The organism is Exiguobacterium sp. PvP048 (assembly GCF_040549175.1).
Taxonomy (GTDB): Bacteria; Bacillota; Bacilli; order Exiguobacteriales; family Exiguobacteriaceae; genus Exiguobacterium_A; species Exiguobacterium_A artemiae.
In genome coordinates this window covers 14,355-29,564 of record NZ_JBEPSU010000007.1, presented here as the reverse complement: position 1 = coordinate 29,564, position 15,210 = coordinate 14,355, and the positions used below count along the sequence as shown (strand labels likewise).

General features: G+C 49.6%; 21 protein-coding genes. 6 read left to right on the top strand and 15 right to left on the bottom strand.

Going from position 1 to position 15,210, the window contains the following annotated elements; all coding sequences use genetic code 11:
- Positions 1-28 precede the first annotated feature (28 nt).
- The 3 genes from ABIC15_RS12205 (at position 29) to ABIC15_RS12195 (ending at position 2,677) form a co-directional block, all read left to right on the top strand.
- On the top strand, positions 29-1,339 hold the full coding sequence (locus ABIC15_RS12205; RefSeq protein WP_354020833.1) for a methyl-accepting chemotaxis protein: 1,311 nt from the start codon (positions 29-31) through the stop codon (positions 1,337-1,339).
- A gap of 15 nt (positions 1,340-1,354) precedes the next feature.
- A complete protein-coding gene (locus ABIC15_RS12200; protein ID WP_354020832.1) occupies positions 1,355-1,555 on the top strand; it encodes a hypothetical protein in 201 nt (66 codons plus the stop codon).
- Positions 1,556-1,663: 108 nt separating this feature from the next.
- On the top strand, positions 1,664-2,677 hold the full coding sequence (locus tag ABIC15_RS12195) for a glycosyltransferase family 4 protein (RefSeq protein ID WP_354020831.1): 1,014 nt from the start codon (positions 1,664-1,666) through the stop codon (positions 2,675-2,677).
- A gap of 2 nt (positions 2,678-2,679) precedes the next feature.
- On the opposite strand, the gene ABIC15_RS12190 is transcribed toward ABIC15_RS12195, so the two are convergent.
- Together ABIC15_RS12190 and ABIC15_RS12185 are read right to left on the bottom strand one after the other, a co-directional pair.
- Positions 2,680-3,315 (bottom strand): peroxiredoxin-like family protein, encoded by a 636-nt coding sequence (locus tag ABIC15_RS12190; protein WP_354020830.1) that lies wholly within the window; start codon positions 3,313-3,315, stop codon positions 2,680-2,682.
- A 57-nt stretch (positions 3,316-3,372) separates the two neighbouring features.
- On the bottom strand, positions 3,373-4,425 hold the full coding sequence (locus ABIC15_RS12185) for a YcjF family protein (protein ID WP_012369081.1): 1,053 nt from the start codon (positions 4,423-4,425) through the stop codon (positions 3,373-3,375).
- A 121-nt stretch (positions 4,426-4,546) separates the two neighbouring features.
- Here ABIC15_RS12185 and ABIC15_RS12180 point away from each other — a divergent pair, with 121 nt between their 5' ends.
- Both ABIC15_RS12180 and ABIC15_RS12175 read left to right on the top strand, forming a co-directional pair.
- Positions 4,547-5,149 carry a hypothetical protein gene (locus tag ABIC15_RS12180; RefSeq protein ID WP_354020829.1) on the top strand — a complete coding sequence of 201 codons (603 nt, stop codon included), beginning with the start codon at positions 4,547-4,549 and terminating at the stop codon, positions 5,147-5,149.
- A 77-nt stretch (positions 5,150-5,226) separates the two neighbouring features.
- Positions 5,227-5,784 carry a hypothetical protein gene (locus ABIC15_RS12175; RefSeq protein ID WP_012369079.1) on the top strand — a complete coding sequence of 186 codons (558 nt, stop codon included), beginning with the start codon at positions 5,227-5,229 and terminating at the stop codon, positions 5,782-5,784.
- A gap of 54 nt (positions 5,785-5,838) precedes the next feature.
- Here the strand turns inward: ABIC15_RS12175 and ABIC15_RS12170 are convergent, their stop codons facing one another.
- From ABIC15_RS12170 to ABIC15_RS12115, 12 genes are all read right to left on the bottom strand, one after another.
- Positions 5,839-6,318: a GNAT family N-acetyltransferase gene (locus ABIC15_RS12170; protein ID WP_012369078.1), complete on the bottom strand. Its 480-nt coding sequence runs from the start codon at positions 6,316-6,318 to the stop codon at positions 5,839-5,841.
- 63 nt (positions 6,319-6,381) lie between these two features.
- Entirely contained in the window at positions 6,382-6,597 is a 216-nt protein-coding gene (locus tag ABIC15_RS12165) for a hypothetical protein (RefSeq protein WP_354020828.1), read from the bottom strand.
- A 30-nt stretch (positions 6,598-6,627) separates the two neighbouring features.
- Positions 6,628-7,743, bottom strand: a complete 1,116-nt coding sequence (locus ABIC15_RS12160; protein WP_354020827.1) for a DUF4179 domain-containing protein — start codon at positions 7,741-7,743, stop codon at positions 6,628-6,630.
- Complete coding sequence (locus ABIC15_RS12155) at positions 7,712-8,257, bottom strand: sigma-70 family RNA polymerase sigma factor (protein WP_354020826.1); 546 nt, start codon at positions 8,255-8,257, stop codon at positions 7,712-7,714. Before ABIC15_RS12155 ends, ABIC15_RS12160 begins: the two co-directional genes overlap by 32 nt.
- Positions 8,258-8,361: 104 nt before the next feature.
- Positions 8,362-8,802, bottom strand: coding sequence for a GNAT family N-acetyltransferase (locus ABIC15_RS12150; RefSeq protein ID WP_354020825.1), 441 nt, complete (start codon positions 8,800-8,802; stop codon positions 8,362-8,364).
- Positions 8,803-8,960: 158 nt separating this feature from the next.
- Positions 8,961-9,674, bottom strand: coding sequence for a YjjG family noncanonical pyrimidine nucleotidase (locus ABIC15_RS12145; protein WP_354020824.1), 714 nt, complete (start codon positions 9,672-9,674; stop codon positions 8,961-8,963).
- A gap of 3 nt (positions 9,675-9,677) precedes the next feature.
- Entirely contained in the window at positions 9,678-10,148 is a 471-nt protein-coding gene (locus ABIC15_RS12140; RefSeq protein WP_028107220.1) for a DMT family transporter, read from the bottom strand.
- A gap of 12 nt (positions 10,149-10,160) precedes the next feature.
- Entirely contained in the window at positions 10,161-10,829 is a 669-nt protein-coding gene (locus ABIC15_RS12135) for a Crp/Fnr family transcriptional regulator (RefSeq protein WP_012369072.1), read from the bottom strand.
- A 12-nt stretch (positions 10,830-10,841) separates the two neighbouring features.
- Positions 10,842-11,267 carry a DMT family transporter gene (locus ABIC15_RS12130; RefSeq protein WP_012369071.1) on the bottom strand — a complete coding sequence of 142 codons (426 nt, stop codon included), beginning with the start codon at positions 11,265-11,267 and terminating at the stop codon, positions 10,842-10,844.
- Between the two features lie 153 nt (positions 11,268-11,420).
- Complete coding sequence (locus tag ABIC15_RS12125; RefSeq protein ID WP_131973445.1) at positions 11,421-11,759, bottom strand: zinc ribbon domain-containing protein YjdM; 339 nt, start codon at positions 11,757-11,759, stop codon at positions 11,421-11,423.
- Positions 11,760-11,908: 149 nt separating this feature from the next.
- A complete protein-coding gene (locus tag ABIC15_RS12120; RefSeq protein ID WP_012369069.1) occupies positions 11,909-12,760 on the bottom strand; it encodes a PPK2 family polyphosphate kinase in 852 nt (283 codons plus the stop codon).
- Positions 12,761-12,833: 73 nt separating this feature from the next.
- A complete protein-coding gene (locus ABIC15_RS12115; protein WP_354020823.1) occupies positions 12,834-13,691 on the bottom strand; it encodes an SDR family oxidoreductase in 858 nt (285 codons plus the stop codon).
- Positions 13,692-13,816: 125 nt separating this feature from the next.
- Here ABIC15_RS12115 and ABIC15_RS12110 point away from each other — a divergent pair, with 125 nt between their 5' ends.
- Positions 13,817-14,164, top strand: coding sequence for a winged helix-turn-helix transcriptional regulator (locus ABIC15_RS12110; RefSeq protein ID WP_354020822.1), 348 nt, complete (start codon positions 13,817-13,819; stop codon positions 14,162-14,164).
- A 46-nt stretch (positions 14,165-14,210) separates the two neighbouring features.
- On the opposite strand, the gene ABIC15_RS12105 is transcribed toward ABIC15_RS12110, so the two are convergent.
- Positions 14,211-15,203, bottom strand: coding sequence for an NAD(P)/FAD-dependent oxidoreductase (locus ABIC15_RS12105; RefSeq protein ID WP_354020821.1), 993 nt, complete (start codon positions 15,201-15,203; stop codon positions 14,211-14,213).
- Positions 15,204-15,210 lie beyond the last annotated feature (7 nt).

The following is a 15,210-nucleotide window of genomic DNA, read 5'->3' as shown; positions in this document are numbered from 1 at the left end:
CTACTAAAAAACGGGGGAATTTAATTTTATGAAACGTCAAAATCAGCTTATGCTTTGGATTAGTTTTCTTGTCGTCTGTTTATCGTTAATTGTCCATGGTTTGCACCGATTTACCAACTTTGCAGACGATTATCAACTCATTCACGGAAACGTGGCCGCCGCTTCACCAGCGACACTTGCCTGGATTGCCTTGTTACCTTTTGGCTGTTGGATTGCTTCCTCGGGCCTTTACTGGATTCGCCCCAACAGCCCGTCTGTTGCCCTTCTTTTAACGTTGACGTTGATGTTTTCCAGTATGTCGATTGTTGCCGGTGGGAACGGACTGGTCGAGTATCATTTTTCCATCTTCATGGTCCTGGCTTTGATTGCTTATTTCCGCCGGATTGACTTGATTCTCGTCAGCACCGTCCTGTTTGCCGTCCAACATTTCGCCGGCTTCTTTTTTGCTCCGTCTCTGATTTGCGGAACGACTGGGTATCCATTCAGCATCCTCATGATCCATGCTGTCTTCTTGATTTTGACGAGTGTAGCTCTGGTCATCCAAATTGCCGTACAGAATCAGGAACGCTCTGCCTCTTCCCGACGTGAAGCGGACGCGACGACGCTGATGACAAATGCCAGTCAGCAAATCGAAGCTCTGGTCGGTAATTTAAAAACGAATACGAAGCAATTGCGACAGGCAGCCAGTCAGTCTGTTGAAGCAACGAATCAAATCGCGACGGCAATCGCCCCAATCGTCCAGTCCGCTGATGGTCAGCATCAATCGATGCAACACGGAACGGATCAGTTGCATCAGGTCAATGCATCCATCGCATCGATCCAGGCGAAAATGGCGCAGACCGTCACGACGACGGAACATATGACGAAACGTGCGTTGACCGGCAACGAGGAGATGAACCTGATGGATCGCCGGGTCGAGGAAATGGTCAAGTCGACGAACGGTCTGCATACTTCGGTCACGGCTATGGCCAGCCGATCCGATAAAATCCAGAAAATCCTCGCCAGTCTGGAAGCAATCGCCGGACAGACCAATCTGTTGGCGCTGAATGCGGCGATTGAAGCAGCACGTGCCGGTGATGCCGGACGGGGGTTTGCCGTCGTCGCAACGGAAGTCGGGCACCTCGCCGTCCAGTCCCGGAGTTACGCGAATGAAGTGACGGAAGTCCTGCAGGCCCTGATTGCCGATACCGATCAAATCAAAACGACTGCCGCCGGTTATACGAAAACACTGGCTGAAAATCAGAAGATGACCAGCCGCGTCCGTCAGACTTTTTCCGATATCACACATCTCGTTCAAGAGGTCGAACAGAGTATCAGCTCGATTCAAACAGCCCGTTAAGGAGTCGGTGTTCAAATGCTCAACATCGAACAACGGATGGAAACGACCCGAACGGCTTCGCTCGAAGTCCGTCACGGCATTGAATCGACGGCCGTCTCACTTGAACAACAAACAACCGTTCAACACGAATTTGAGTCTATGACAGAATCTCTCAGTACGATGACGGCGTCGCTCGAATACCTCGTCGATGAATTAACACAACATATGACCCGTTGAAATAACGTTCCTCCCCATCAGGAGGAATTTTTTTTGATTCTTTCGAGGAGTTCTTCTACCTGTCTCGAATAGACATACAAAAGAAATTCAGTAAAGGGGACGAGTCAAATGCGTAAATCTTTACTGTTTCTAACTTCCTCTGATGTTCAGAATCCGGATGCTGATTTTTCAGATTACCTCTTACATGAACTTTTTAAGCGGATGACGGATGAATATGACGTTACCTGTCTGACCCCGGCATTTTTTGGCGGGCGTGACGTCGAGTCAATCGGCGGCGTGACATATATTCGACGTGGAACGTCTGGCAGTTTTTTGTGGCATGTCTTCTGTCAGATCCGGTCTCGTCCTGAGGCATTTGTTTTTTTAGCCAATCTTCCGTTTCTTGAATACCTGTTTCAATGGGGTACCGTTCCACATGCGCGATTTCTGACCCGTTCATCAAAATATCCGATGGCATCCCCTTCTCAGACCAGCTTTGTATTCCACCCCTCCGTTCTGACGGCAGAGAGCGCACAAACAGACCAACCGTTCGTCCTTCTTCCGGAAGGACTGGATTTACTGTCCCCTGAGTCGGCACGGCTCGAAAAAGAAAAACGGTCGACGTTTGTTTACGTCAGCCGTCCTTCTCAACCAAAAGAATTATTTGATGCCTGCCAAGCTTTCATTGCCGTTTACCAGGAGTTCCCGGAGGTTCAACTCTGGATCATCGGACATTGTCCGACCCGGTTCGACTCATCGATTCCTGAAACGATGCGGGCGTATCTCCATTATCTCGGTGATATGGAACCGGCCGCGCGCAACCGGTATATCAGCCGGGCAACCGCCCTGCTCGTTCCGTCCCGCGAAGATAACTGGGGAATGATCGTCTATGAAGCGGCTCGTGTCGGCACACCGGCAATCGTCTATGAGACACCGGGTCTCTGTGACGCCGTTCAGTACGGCATGACCGGTTATCTGGCTAAAATCAATCACCCCGGCGGTTTAGCTGCAGAAATGCGTTCTTGTCTGCTCGACCAGACAACGTATCAGATGTTACGTTATGCTGCTCATCAATTCTCGACAACGAAACATCATCACGATCTGGAACCACACTTTCGCGAATGGTTACGCACACAACTCTGACATCAGAGCAACTTAATCACTGCTGTCGGATCCGTCCGTTTCGTATAATCATCCGGGACGTCGGCAAATGAAATTTTTCCAGACGGCTGAATGATGAATGTCGCCGGTTTCGGCAATTGCCAGTCTTCATTCCCGTTGTGTCCGGCCACGTCGAGCCCCGATGCTTTGTACACATCGATTAAATAGTCGGGCATGTCGAACACCAAATCAAACTGGCGGGCAACGACGTTCTCAACGTCACTCAGCACTTGAAATGCCAGATCATTTTTTTCCTGCGTCGACAGAGAATGATCCGGTGTTTCCGGACTGATGGCGACAAGCGTCGCTCCGTTTGCCTCGATTTTCCCCAACTCCCGTTGGTAAGCCCGAAGTTCCAAATTACAGTACGGGCACCAGCCACCCCGGTAAAATGTCACGATGACGGGACCGTTCTGCAACAGGTCTTCAAGAGACACAGATTGACCGGATGCGTTCGGTAATGTGAAACGCGGTGCCTCGTCTCCGACGGTTAATCCTTTTGCTCCGTCTGATGCGGCAAGCTCCGCTGTCGCTTGTGCCATCAACCGTTGTTTTTCTTCCGGTGCTTTTTGACGGAATTGTTTCTGATAGGCTTGAATTTCTTCTAACAATGTAGACATGATCTATCCCCCCTTATGTTTGTCTTACAGCATAACAGGGACTCGAAAATCCGTCTGTCATTTTGCTCCATCTGATTTCTTACGGAATTTTTTAATGAAACCCATCAGACTTTCCGGTGTCAGTTCCAGTTTGTTCTCATAAGCATATTTCGTCCCGTATCCGAGGGCGAGTGTTGCCGTCGAGGCGACGCCGGCTCCGATGACGGCACCATATCCCGGAACCATCTTCGCCAGTTGGCGGAATGCCGTTTTTCCGGAGTTGCCGACAATCGTCACGACCAGTAACTCTTTTGCACTTTCTTTCGAGAGATTCCGTTCATACAGATTCGACAGTTTCAGCATCAGTCCGATTTGAATCGACGTCAACGGAATGATGTCCGCTCCCGGAAACGGTACAGCTCCGATTGCCCCGGCGGCCGTACCGGCTCCGACAATCCAGTTGTTCGCAATTTTCCCCCGCAACGCCGGATCGATCTCGCGAACAAACAGATTATCCTTGTTGAACTTTTTTAAGATGTCGAGCACCTCACGCCGCAAGCGGTCAATATTCGTTCCGTCCAGTGCTGAGACCGGTACGACTTTCGGACCCGGCAGCTGCAACTCGATATGGGACAGAATCGTCGCGAGGTCATTCGTCGCATCGATTTTCGTGACGACGATGACGATGTTTTTATTATGGGCATAAATCTTCTTGAAGTTTTTGGTCTCCGTTTCCGATAAGACGGTCCCGGCGGCGTTTAAGAAATAAAGAATAACATCGGCACTTTGATAAAACTTCCACGTCGTATCCGAGTTCAGGCTGTTTGCATCATTTAATCCCGGTGTATCAACGAAAACGACCTTGTCTTCCGGATGTTGCCGGATTTGATCGATCCGTGTCGTTTCCCCCGGCTTTGCCCCGACGGTCGCTACTTCCCGACCGAGAATCGCATTTAATGTAGAAGATTTACCCGCGTTGACGTCTCCGATCAAGGCGACGGTTACTTCCTGTTCGAGTGATTGATTAAAGTCGCGCCGTTCCGACTCAAACGACTGGTCAAATACTTCTTCGAGTTTTCGTTTCCGTTTCTGTTCGTTGGTCTCAAGACCTTCTCCAAAAAAATCGTCCATGATTATCCCTCCTGAATATACCTGCTCCCGGTCTTTTCCCGTTCTCCATTGAAATCATCCAACAAAAGCGATACGATTAATTATGGATAATGTTACCAAAAATTGAAACGAGGTGCTTTTTATGAAAAAATGGCTCTACATATCACTTGCTGCTCTTGTCTTGACCGGCTGTAACCAAGAACAGGCACAGGAACCGGCTACGAAAAAAGCAGCATCAACCGCCTATACATCGAACCTGAACATTTCTCCCGTAAAGATTACGGAAGGCGAAGAAAAATTTGCGGCGCTCGGTAATCAGCAAATCGGCAGCGTTAAATTAAAGGGCACGTTAAAGACTACACACTGGCTTAAGGGAGTCGAATATCTGCCGAACAAAAAAGAACGCACCCTTTTTACGCTCGAACTCGAACCTAAAAAATACGATACACAAGTCCGCTTCAGTCAATCGTTCTCGGACGATAAAATTCATCTTGGTTTGGACGTGGATGATACAACGGTGCAAGGAGACGATTCCTTCAAGCATCTGGATGACTACATGATCCGGGGAGCCGATTTCCGCTCGCGTGCTTCTGCCGCTACACCTTACAACCTGCTGATGGTTTATCATATGACAACAAAGAACGGAATCCGTGGCTTTAACTTAAACGAAGTGACCCGTCCGGCTGATGTACCGCTCAAAAAAGGTGAACGGATTTTCGGCATCGTCCTATCAAATCAGAAGTAAGGCGTTTGGCGTTTTGTCTCTCGACAAGACGTTTTTTGTTTGTTACCGTAATTCTTTTAAGAAAGGATGTTTTTTCCATGAGAAAATTTTGGATGATCTGCTTACTGACTGCTTTCTCCCTCAGCGGTTGCCTGGCGCCTCAAAAAGAAACGGTGACGGTGACACCGCTCAAACTAAAAGCTGGTGAACAAGCTTTTGCTGCTATCAATGATCAGGAGATTGCGGCCTTTCACTTGAAAGGTAAACTCAAGAAACCATATCTTTTGAAAGGCATCGAGTACTTACCCAATCATAAAGAACGGACGCTCTTTTATATGGAAATTCCCGCGAAAACCTATGACTCGACGTTGCGGATCGTCCAATCTTCCTCAAGCAAATCTGTCCGCTTCGGTGCCAATTTGGACGGAGGCAGTTTCCGGGCGCATGAAGACTTAAAGATTAAACCGGATGCCGTCAACACACAAAATCCGTCAAGTGAGTTCACACTCACGGATTATAATGTCCTTTTTCTCCGCCAACTATCAGCAGACGGAAAACTCTCGTCGAATCCGTTTAATGACATTCAGGGGCCCGAAAACGTTACCGTAAAAAAAGGTGAACAGGTTTTTGCTTTCGTTCTGACAAAACAAAACTGATGAACGAAAAAGGAAGACGGATTTGACATCCGCCTTCCCTTTTTACAACTGCTGTTAGATCCGACTTCTGCGCTCCAGTAAAATCGTATCCCGCCAGACGCCGGCCAATTGTCCGATCCGTTCCCGCCGGCCGACTTCCCGGAAACCAAACCGTTGATGGAGTTTCAGACTGGCCGTGTTTTCCGGAAAGATTTGCGAATGCAGCGTCCAGATGCCGGCTGCTTCACTCGCTTCAATGACAGCTTGCATCAATGCAGTACCGACGCCTTTTCCGCGGAGCTTTTCGTCAATGTATAAACTGACTTCCGCGACTCCTCGATAAGCGGGAATCGACGAAAACGGACTGATTGCGACCCATCCGAGCAACTTTCCGTCTTCTTCCGCTACCAGCCGGCTGTGCTTGTGGTGATGGGCATCCCAGTAATCAAACGGCGGTACTTCCGTCCGAAATGTCGCATTTTGGGTTTCGATTCCCTGTTGGTAAATCCGTCCGACTTCCGGATAATCGGTTGCGGTCATTGCCCGTACGTTCATACTCTCCCACTCCTTATTCAATTGCTATTCGTTTGGAGTTCGACATCGGGTCCGGTTTTCCTGTTAGTCGACCGTAAACGGAATCGGTTGTAATTCAAGTGGTGTATTGACGAGGGTATTGCTGTAACCCGTTTCGAGATAATATTCTTCCCGCGTGTGTTCAGATGGTTCCGGCAGTTGGAACGTCGCCCGGAACGTCTGTTTGTCCGCATCGAGAACCGTGACTTTTGCTTTGATTTCCCGACCGTCCGGTGGTTCTGTTCCCTTCAGTAAATACATCGAGTTACGGATATCAAGCTTCGTATCAAATTAAGACGAGCGGGAATTCGTTGAAAATTCAACGACGATTTGCTCGGATGTTGTCTCAATCGATGTGATTTCCATCTTGAGCGGATGCGTTTCCGACTGCTCGCGGTATGGTAACGGCTTAGTTAGCGGAATTGGTTGTGTCTTTAAATCAATTCGCAAAGAAGGCTGCAACAGATAGCTCCCTTTTGGAATCACATAGTTCCCGAGAATTAACCGTGACTGTTCGACGGCTTCCGTTGCCGTTTTCGTCCGTTTGACAGATTGAGTCGACCATGTCCAGTTACGGATGATTTCCTTACCGAACTGATCGAGCAACGTCATCTCAACACGGGCGCGTTCTTTTTTCGGCGAGCGAGTCGTGTAGTCGAACGAGGTGCTGCCTTTGCCCTGAATCAACCGATTCAGCGTGATATCTGTCCGGTATATCGGATTTTTGACCGTTGTCCCGTAAACTTGTTCAGTGACAGGAAGCCGCTTGACCGGAACGTTGAACGTCCAGTTTCCATGGACGCCGAATACGTCTGTCAACACGACCGGAATCTGGATTTTATCCTGCAGTTTAATTTCACCGAGTGTATATTCAATTCGTGCTTGCCATATCCCTTTGACCTGCTTGAACTGAACCACTTCTTTCGTCTCCGTCCCGGCAAAACGTTGATCTCCTTTAAACAGTTCATATAGCCCTGACCGAATTTCTGGCTTCACATCCGGGACCCCGGTTGCTGTCAGGTTCATCCCGATCGTTGCCCCGTCGTAATAGGCATCGATGACCTGGATATCAATTCCCTGATCACTTGCGACTTGGTGGATGGTGGTCGCGAGTTGTTTTTGACCAATCGCAGTACCGGTATTTTCCTGTTCAAGGAACGGTCGGTACATCTGACCGAGTAACGGTACTTTTGCCATCGCCGTCGCAAAGGACGGGATGACGAATGTCGATGTGATCAACAGTGATGCCGCCAGTCCCGTCGAAACAACCAGACGTCGCAGACGTTTCGGCCGTTTGATTTGTTGCTCGCGCTTCCCCTGCTTTATTCCCTGCCGAATCCGCTCCTGTAAGGCGGCCTGCGGTACCGGAATCTGGTCATACTCCTTTTGAAGATCGTGCTTCGACATAATCAAGTCCTCCCAACTGTTTCTTCAATTCTTCCCGGCCCCGTTTGAGATACGTCTTGACCGTATTCAAGGTAATGCCGATAAAAGAAGCAATCTCCTTCATCGGGACATCGTGAAAATAAATGAGCACTAAAACATCCCGGTATTCTTTTCGCAAGTGCGACAACGCATCAATCAAGTCCAGATGTTCTTCCCGCGAAGATTCCTTCACCGGAACCTGTTCAACGAAATCGGCTACTGCTGTCTGTTGATTCAGAACACGGTAACAGTTCCGGATCAGAATTTTCGTCAGCCAGGTCACGAAGTATTTCGGTTCCTTGACTTGTCCGATAGAAATGAACGCTTTATAGACCGTTTCCTGGACGACGTCGAGCGCATCCTGTTTGTTTTTGACATAGACGTAGGCCGTCCGGTAGAGCTGTTCACTATGTAGGAGAATCAATTGTTCAAAGGCTGCCTCGTCCTGTTTGATGGCGCGCCGGACAAGCTCCGTGTGCTTTGTTCGTAAGTCCAATTCCTTCCCCTCCTTTTACTGATTAGAGCGTCGAATGTATGAAAAGGTTTCAAAAAATATCCATTCCACTAAAAAAGACCTTAGCGGGGCTAAGATCTTTTGGCTTAAAACGTATACCGGACCGCCATCTCTTTGCCGAAACGGTCCCCGTGATTGGTAAATCCGAGTCGTTCGTACAGTTGATGCGCCGCTTGATTGTCCGGATGGTAACCGACGACGATGCACGTCGCTTCCGGAAGCTGTTGCATTTCTACAAGCAACAATCGCATCGCTTCCCGGCCGATTCCTGACCCTTGATGACGGTGGTCAACCATCAAGCGGTAAATCCAGTAGCCGTCCAGTTCTTCCCGTTCCGTATTGTACATCAAAAATCCGGTTAACTCATCCGCTGCATAAATCGCCCGCATGACGAGCGCCGGCTCAAAACCAGCCTGGGCAATCGAGTAGACGTTCGGTTCTATAAATCCCTGTTGTTCCGCCGTCAATTCAAGCGCACAGCAGGCTTCCCAGTTCTCGTTCGTGACTGGGCGTAATTCAATCTGCATATCCATCCCCCCGTTTTTTTAAGAAAAACGGGTTACACGTCGTGCCCCGTTTCCTGTTTTGTTTGCGTCATGTTCACCATGATCGCCTCCTTTCGTAATCTTTTCATTATTATCGGATGGTATCCAGGATATGTTAAATCCATCTCATGACTTAGATTTTATTTCGAGGTTGTCCAAACTACCTCTTTCGTCCCAAGCAGCGTCACAAGCTGATCAAGCTGATTGATCGTATAGGTCGGCATCAGTTCCGCCGGCGCCGCGGCATGAGTAGGATTAAACCAGCATGTCGCAATGCCTGCCAAGATGCCGCCCTGAATATCTGCCGTCAACGAGTCGCCGATAATTATCGTCTGGTCACGTCTCACGTTCGGGATTCGGTCAAACACGTAATCAAAAAAGGCTGGCATCGGTTTTTGATAGCCGGTTTCTTCCGAGACAAAAATTCCGTCAAAATAAGGAGCCAAACCGGATCCTTTGAGCCGAGCCCGTTGCGTTGCCGCAACACCATTCGTCACGACATACAGCTGATACTTCCCTTTGAGTGAGTCGAGCAACTCGATTGCCCCTGCAATCAATTCCGTCCCTTGACTCAAGTACGCGCGGTAACGCGTATCCATTCGACTGCCGTCGACCGTCCGGCCCTGCTCGGCAAAAAACGTCACGAACCGTGATGTGATCACTTCCTGCCGTGTTATCTCGCCCCGTTCAAGTGCCTGCCACAAGGAACGGTTGATTGTCCGGTAACGGGCTTCCCGCTCTTCTGTCCATTCGAGCTGCTCGTCTTCAAACAGTTGCCGCAAGGCCGCGCGTTCCGTCGCATCAAAATCAAGTAATGTATGATCGATATCAAATAACAATGTCGTGTAGTTCATCTGTCAGGCTCCTTTTCGTAACATCCGTCGTTCGGTCAATTTGCCGCCGAGTTGGAACAATAAAACACCGCCGCCAATCAGGACGACGCCGACAGCTTTCGTCCAGGTGAACGCGACTTGATCGAGTCCGAACCAACCGAGTGTATCCCACAGCAAGGCAAACAGGATTTGCGAGACCATGACGATCGAGATTGCGTAACTTGGTCCGAGCTGTTGCACCCCTTGCGTTACGCACAAAACGACGCCGACTCCGATGATGCCGCTGAACCAAAACCACGGTTGCATCCCACTCGTCGAAAAAAGACCGCCGCCTTCAACAAGCAGTCCGATTGTCAGCGACGCCAGGAATCCGAGTCCGAGGACAAGCGTCGTTGTCGCCCATGCCCCGACCCGTTCCTTGACCTTGGCATTAAACGTATTTTGAATACAGACCATCATCCCGCCGAATAAGGCCAGAACTATTCCAAGTGTCATCTTGTTTCCTCCTTACTCATAGATACTTTCGCCGACCCGTTCCGTCAAACCCTCCCGGTCGATAATCGTAATCGTCCGGTTCGTCCGTTCAATCAGATTATCCTGACTGAACTGACGCAGGACACGATTCAGGTGACGGTAACTTGTTCCGATCAGATCCGCCGCATCAACCAGATCGCTGACCGGTAACGTCGGTGTTTCCGGTGTCATCGATAAGAGATAACTGGCGAGCCGGACCTCAACCGGATACAGCAGATTAAAGCTCATCGAGTGTGATTTCAGCTCAAATTTCATCGTAATCGTCTCAAGTAAAAACCGGAGCAATGCCGGATTGTCAGCACCTTTTTGCTCGAGTGCCGCATAGGAGATGCTGACGGCTTTGACCGGCGTGACCGCTTCGACCGTATTCATCAACGGGGTCCGGCGGACGTATTCGATATCGCCGACCAGATCAAACGGATGCTTAAAGGATAAGACAAGCCGTTTTCCGGTCGCTGACATATGGGTAATCTTCAGCTTCCCTTCGAGCAACAAGTACATCCGGTCCGCCGCGTCGCCTTGACGGCACAGCCAGTCTCCGGCTTGAAAAGCGACCGGTTGTAAATGCTCCCGTAATCCGCCGGCAAAGACGTCCGTCAACTGAAACCGGTCCAAATATTCATCCAGTTGTGCTTGTTCCACGTTCTTTCCCCCTTACCACTTTAAGATCAGCACGCCGCCGATCATCATTAAAATCCCGATTACTTGCGGCAACTGCAGGCGCCGTTTAATCATCCCGAACCAACCGTTCCAATCAATCACCAGTGCCAGTCCGAGCTGGGCAATCAGGAATAACGAAATCGTCAGCGTCACACCCATTAGATGGACGGCTGTCATGTTACTGAACAGGACGGCAGCGGCCAGAGCCCCACCGGATAGATACAATACCTTCACGTCCTTCATCTGCCGGAACGTCCGATCGCGCAAAATCAACGTGATTAATAAAGCAACGACAAAACCGGTCATCTGTGTCAGTGTCGCTGCTTGCCAAGTGCCGATACCATTACTGATCCGGGCGTTCGCGACGCTTTGCAGGGTCAGAAAAAAACCGCCGCTGATTGCAAATAAAATTCCACGCATACTGGTTCCTCCTCTCTCCTATTTTCCTCTCTCCTATTTTCCTCTCTTCATTTAAACGAAGTCTTCCTGAATGATAAAGGACATTTGTCCTGAATGAAAACCCATCCCTTTATCCATGAAAAACCGCCTCGTCGTCAGACGGGCGGTGTAGGCTTAGATTTTCTTAACGAACTCCGACTTCAACTTCATCGCACCGAGTCCATCAATCTTGCAATCGATGTCATGATCCCCGTCGACGAGACGGATCCCTTTGACACGGGTCCCTTGTTTGACGACAAGCGACGTGCCCTTCACTTTTAAGTCCTTGATGACCGTGATTGTATCCCCATCGTTCAATACATTCCCATTTGCATCCCGGATGACAGTGGATTCTTCTGCCGCTGCCGCGTCATCCGCCGTCCATTCATGGGCGCATTCCGGACACACGAATACATTCCCGTCTTCATATGTATACGCTGAGCCGCAGTTCGGACAATTCGGATATTCATTCATGCTGATTCCTCCAGTACTTGATCGATTCTTCCACTTGATTATAACAGCGATGTTTAAAAAGGAATCTATTTTTCAGCACAATAAAGGAGACAGATCGTAAAATCTGTCCCCTTCATTTAAGAACTGACAGTTCTGTCAGTCGCTTGTTCTTATTCGTTTTCCAGTTTTTTGATCGCTTCATCAAGTTTTTCCTGATCCTCGTCCGTCAGCTTCGGATACTGCGGATCGATTTCACGCAGGACGTCATTCATGACTTCCGTCACGATGTAACGGGTGAACCATTCGTCATCAGCCGGTAAGACATGCCAAGGTGCGTGTTCCGTTGATGTGTGCGAGACGAGCTCGGCAAAGATGTCCTGATACTCATCCCAATGCTCCCGTTCTTCCACATCACTGAACGAAAACTCAAAGTTTTTCTTCGGATCTTTGATCCGTTCAAGCAATCGTTTTTTCTGCTCGTCTTTTGAGACGTTAAACAGAAACTTGACGACGCGGAAACCGTTCTCGACGAGATAACGCTCAAAGTCATTGATTTGGCGGTAACGCATCTTCCAAACGTCTTGATCGTCCGGTACTTCCTCTTCTTCGAGCAGGTCATGAATCCGTGGTGCGATAACTTCTTCGTAATACGACCGGTTCAAAATGCCGACTTCGCCTTTTTCCGGCAAGCCTTCGTGAATCCGCCAGAGATAATCATGCTTTTTCTCCGTATCTGACGGTTTTTTGACGGACAGTGTCCGCAGGCCTTGGGCGTTGAGATTCGAGAAGATATAGCTGATGGCTTCATCTTTTCCGCCGGCATCAATCGCTTGCAGGATGACAAGAACGCCGTTTTTCTCTTCGGCATGCAGACGCCAGTGGAGTTCCTTTAGTTCCTCGACACTTTTCGGGATGTGCTGATCCAGTAACTCATCCTCTGCAATACGGTTTTCATCTGACGTCGGATAATCCGACAAATGAATCGATTCGCCCGGTGTTACACGGTATTTTTTTATGTCCATAGTAATCCCCCTCGTTTTAAGTACTTAAGGAATATTTACCCAAAGTACCTCAAGAAGAAACGTTCAGATGAACTTATCTTTGGACAAGTTGCCGCAAGCCGTCTTCGAGTGAAACCGGTGGCCGGTCCAGGATATGTTCAAAATCCTGACTCTCAACTGCCAGCGTTCCGGCCGCAATACCTTCTTGAATCGCCTGTAACATCGGCAGCAAAAATTCCGGAACTCCCGCTTGTTGCATGATCGCCGTATAAGTCGCGCTGTCGACTTGCTTCACCTGTACCGGGCGCCCGAGAACCTGTCCGAGTGCTTCTGCGATATCTTGTTGTGTGTGCAGAGGTCCCGACAGTTCATAAATTGATTTCGTCGGTTTCGGATCGACTAAGACAGTCGCGATGGCTTCCGCATAATCTTCCTGGAGCGCCCAACCAACTTTGCCGTTTCCGGCGCTCGTCAACCAGTCTTGTCCGGCACGGACGGCATCGATCGTCGACTGTTCGTTTTCCAAATACCAGTTATTACGGAAGAACAGGAACGGAATTCCCGTTTCGCGAATCAACTGTTCTGTCACCTGATGGGTGCGGGCCAAGAAGTTTTGACTGGCTTCCGCGTTGGCGATACTCGTGTAAGCAATCAAGCCGACTCCTGTTGCTTTAGCTGCCTCGACAGCTGCCGTATGTTGACGGATCCGTGTCGCTTCTTCGCCGTCGGTCGAAATGATCAAGAGCCGATCGACTCCTGCAAAAGCCTGTTGTAACGTATCCGGCTCATCAAAATCGCCGTGACGGACTTCAATACCGCGTGAAGCCAGCTCGTTTGCTTTTTTAGGGTCACGAACACTGACGATTACATTCTCCGCTTCGATTTTCGTTAAGAGGTGCTCGACAATCTTTGTTCCTAATTTTCCGGTTGCACCGGTTACAAGTAATTTCATGGACGTAAGCTCCTTTTTTAATAAGTTTCCACCTGTATCCAATTGTATTACAGGTGGTACACTGTTAAAAGTAGGCACTTTTTCGATACCAAGTCATACAAACCGAACTATAGGAGGAATTCCCGATGAATCCAGCTTCGACAACTGACTCCCCTCTTTCCCAGCGAACGGCGTGCCCTGTAACCCGAGCCCAGACCATCATGGTCGGTAAGTGGAAAATCGTCTTACTTTGGCATCTCAGTACCGGAACAAAACGATTTCATGAACTCGAACAGCTCTTGCCCGGGATTTCAAAAGGCATCTTAACCCGACAGTTGCGTGAACTTGAGGCCGACAGCATGATCAACCGGAGAGTCTACCGGGAAATCCCGCCGAAAGTTGAATATTCCTTAACAGAAATCGGACACAGTTTTCTGCCGATCCTCGATCAGATGGCGGCTTGGAGTAATCAGCATTTTCCACCTGAATCGTAATCATCAAAAAGAGCGACTTCCACTAACGGAAATCGCTCTTTTTCACTCACTGTTCTGTCAGGACTGCTTTAAAGTGTGTATCCATGGCTGACGCAACACGCAACCCGGAAATGACGGCACTTTCGACCCGTGTCCGACCGGACGTGTCTTTCGGATCAAGGAACGCATCACCCGCCAGCCAGAGCGGATGCTGATCGAGCTTCAGGTAAGGTGTACGGAAGACATCGCGTGCCTGCGCATACCGCCAACGCTTCAACTGCTTGGAAATCACTTTGACCGGTCCGAGTTGTTCCTGCAACAACCGTTCGATTTCCCCGAGCGTCGCGTCTTCTCCTTTGTCATACCAGACTTCACTCCAGTCACCGGCCATGTAGACACTCAGAAGCGGGGTCGCCGACACTTCTTTTTGCGCATTGTTAACGATTTTCAGCATTCCGGATGGCAAATCCTCATCGAGCAGACCGACTTCTCCGAGATCAGGCGATTTCTCCAGTTCAAATAATCCGACGAACGTCGGCTCAAACGTCACTTTCCCGAGACGGGCATGGTCGGACTCCACCAGCATTAACGGTGAAGCTGCGAGCAGGTCATAGGCTTGCGGAACCGTAGCCGTCAGCAGAATCGCATCATACGTCCGTGTTTCTGCCGCTGCCGTAGTCTGAAGAGCCGGTCCTTCTGCCAAAATCCGTTCGACCTGTTCATTTAAATGAACAGGAATCCCGCGGGCAATCGACTGGACGAGCTGATTCATCCCGTTGACCGCGACATACCGCGGAAAATCATCCCCGAACCATTTTCGGATCAGGCCTTGCTCGAGCCACTCGTCGACTTCCTGCGCCAACTCGTCCGTCCGGACCGTAAAGAAGACGGCTCCATGATCCGCTGTCCCCTCGTCAATCCGTCTCGTTGCCATCCGTCCCCCGACACTTTGGCTTTTTTCGATGATCTCGACCGCATAACCTTCCGTCATCAATTGCCGGGCTGCAAACACGCCCGCGAGTCCGCCTCCGATAATCCCAATCCGTTTTTGTTGTTCCATCCGAACT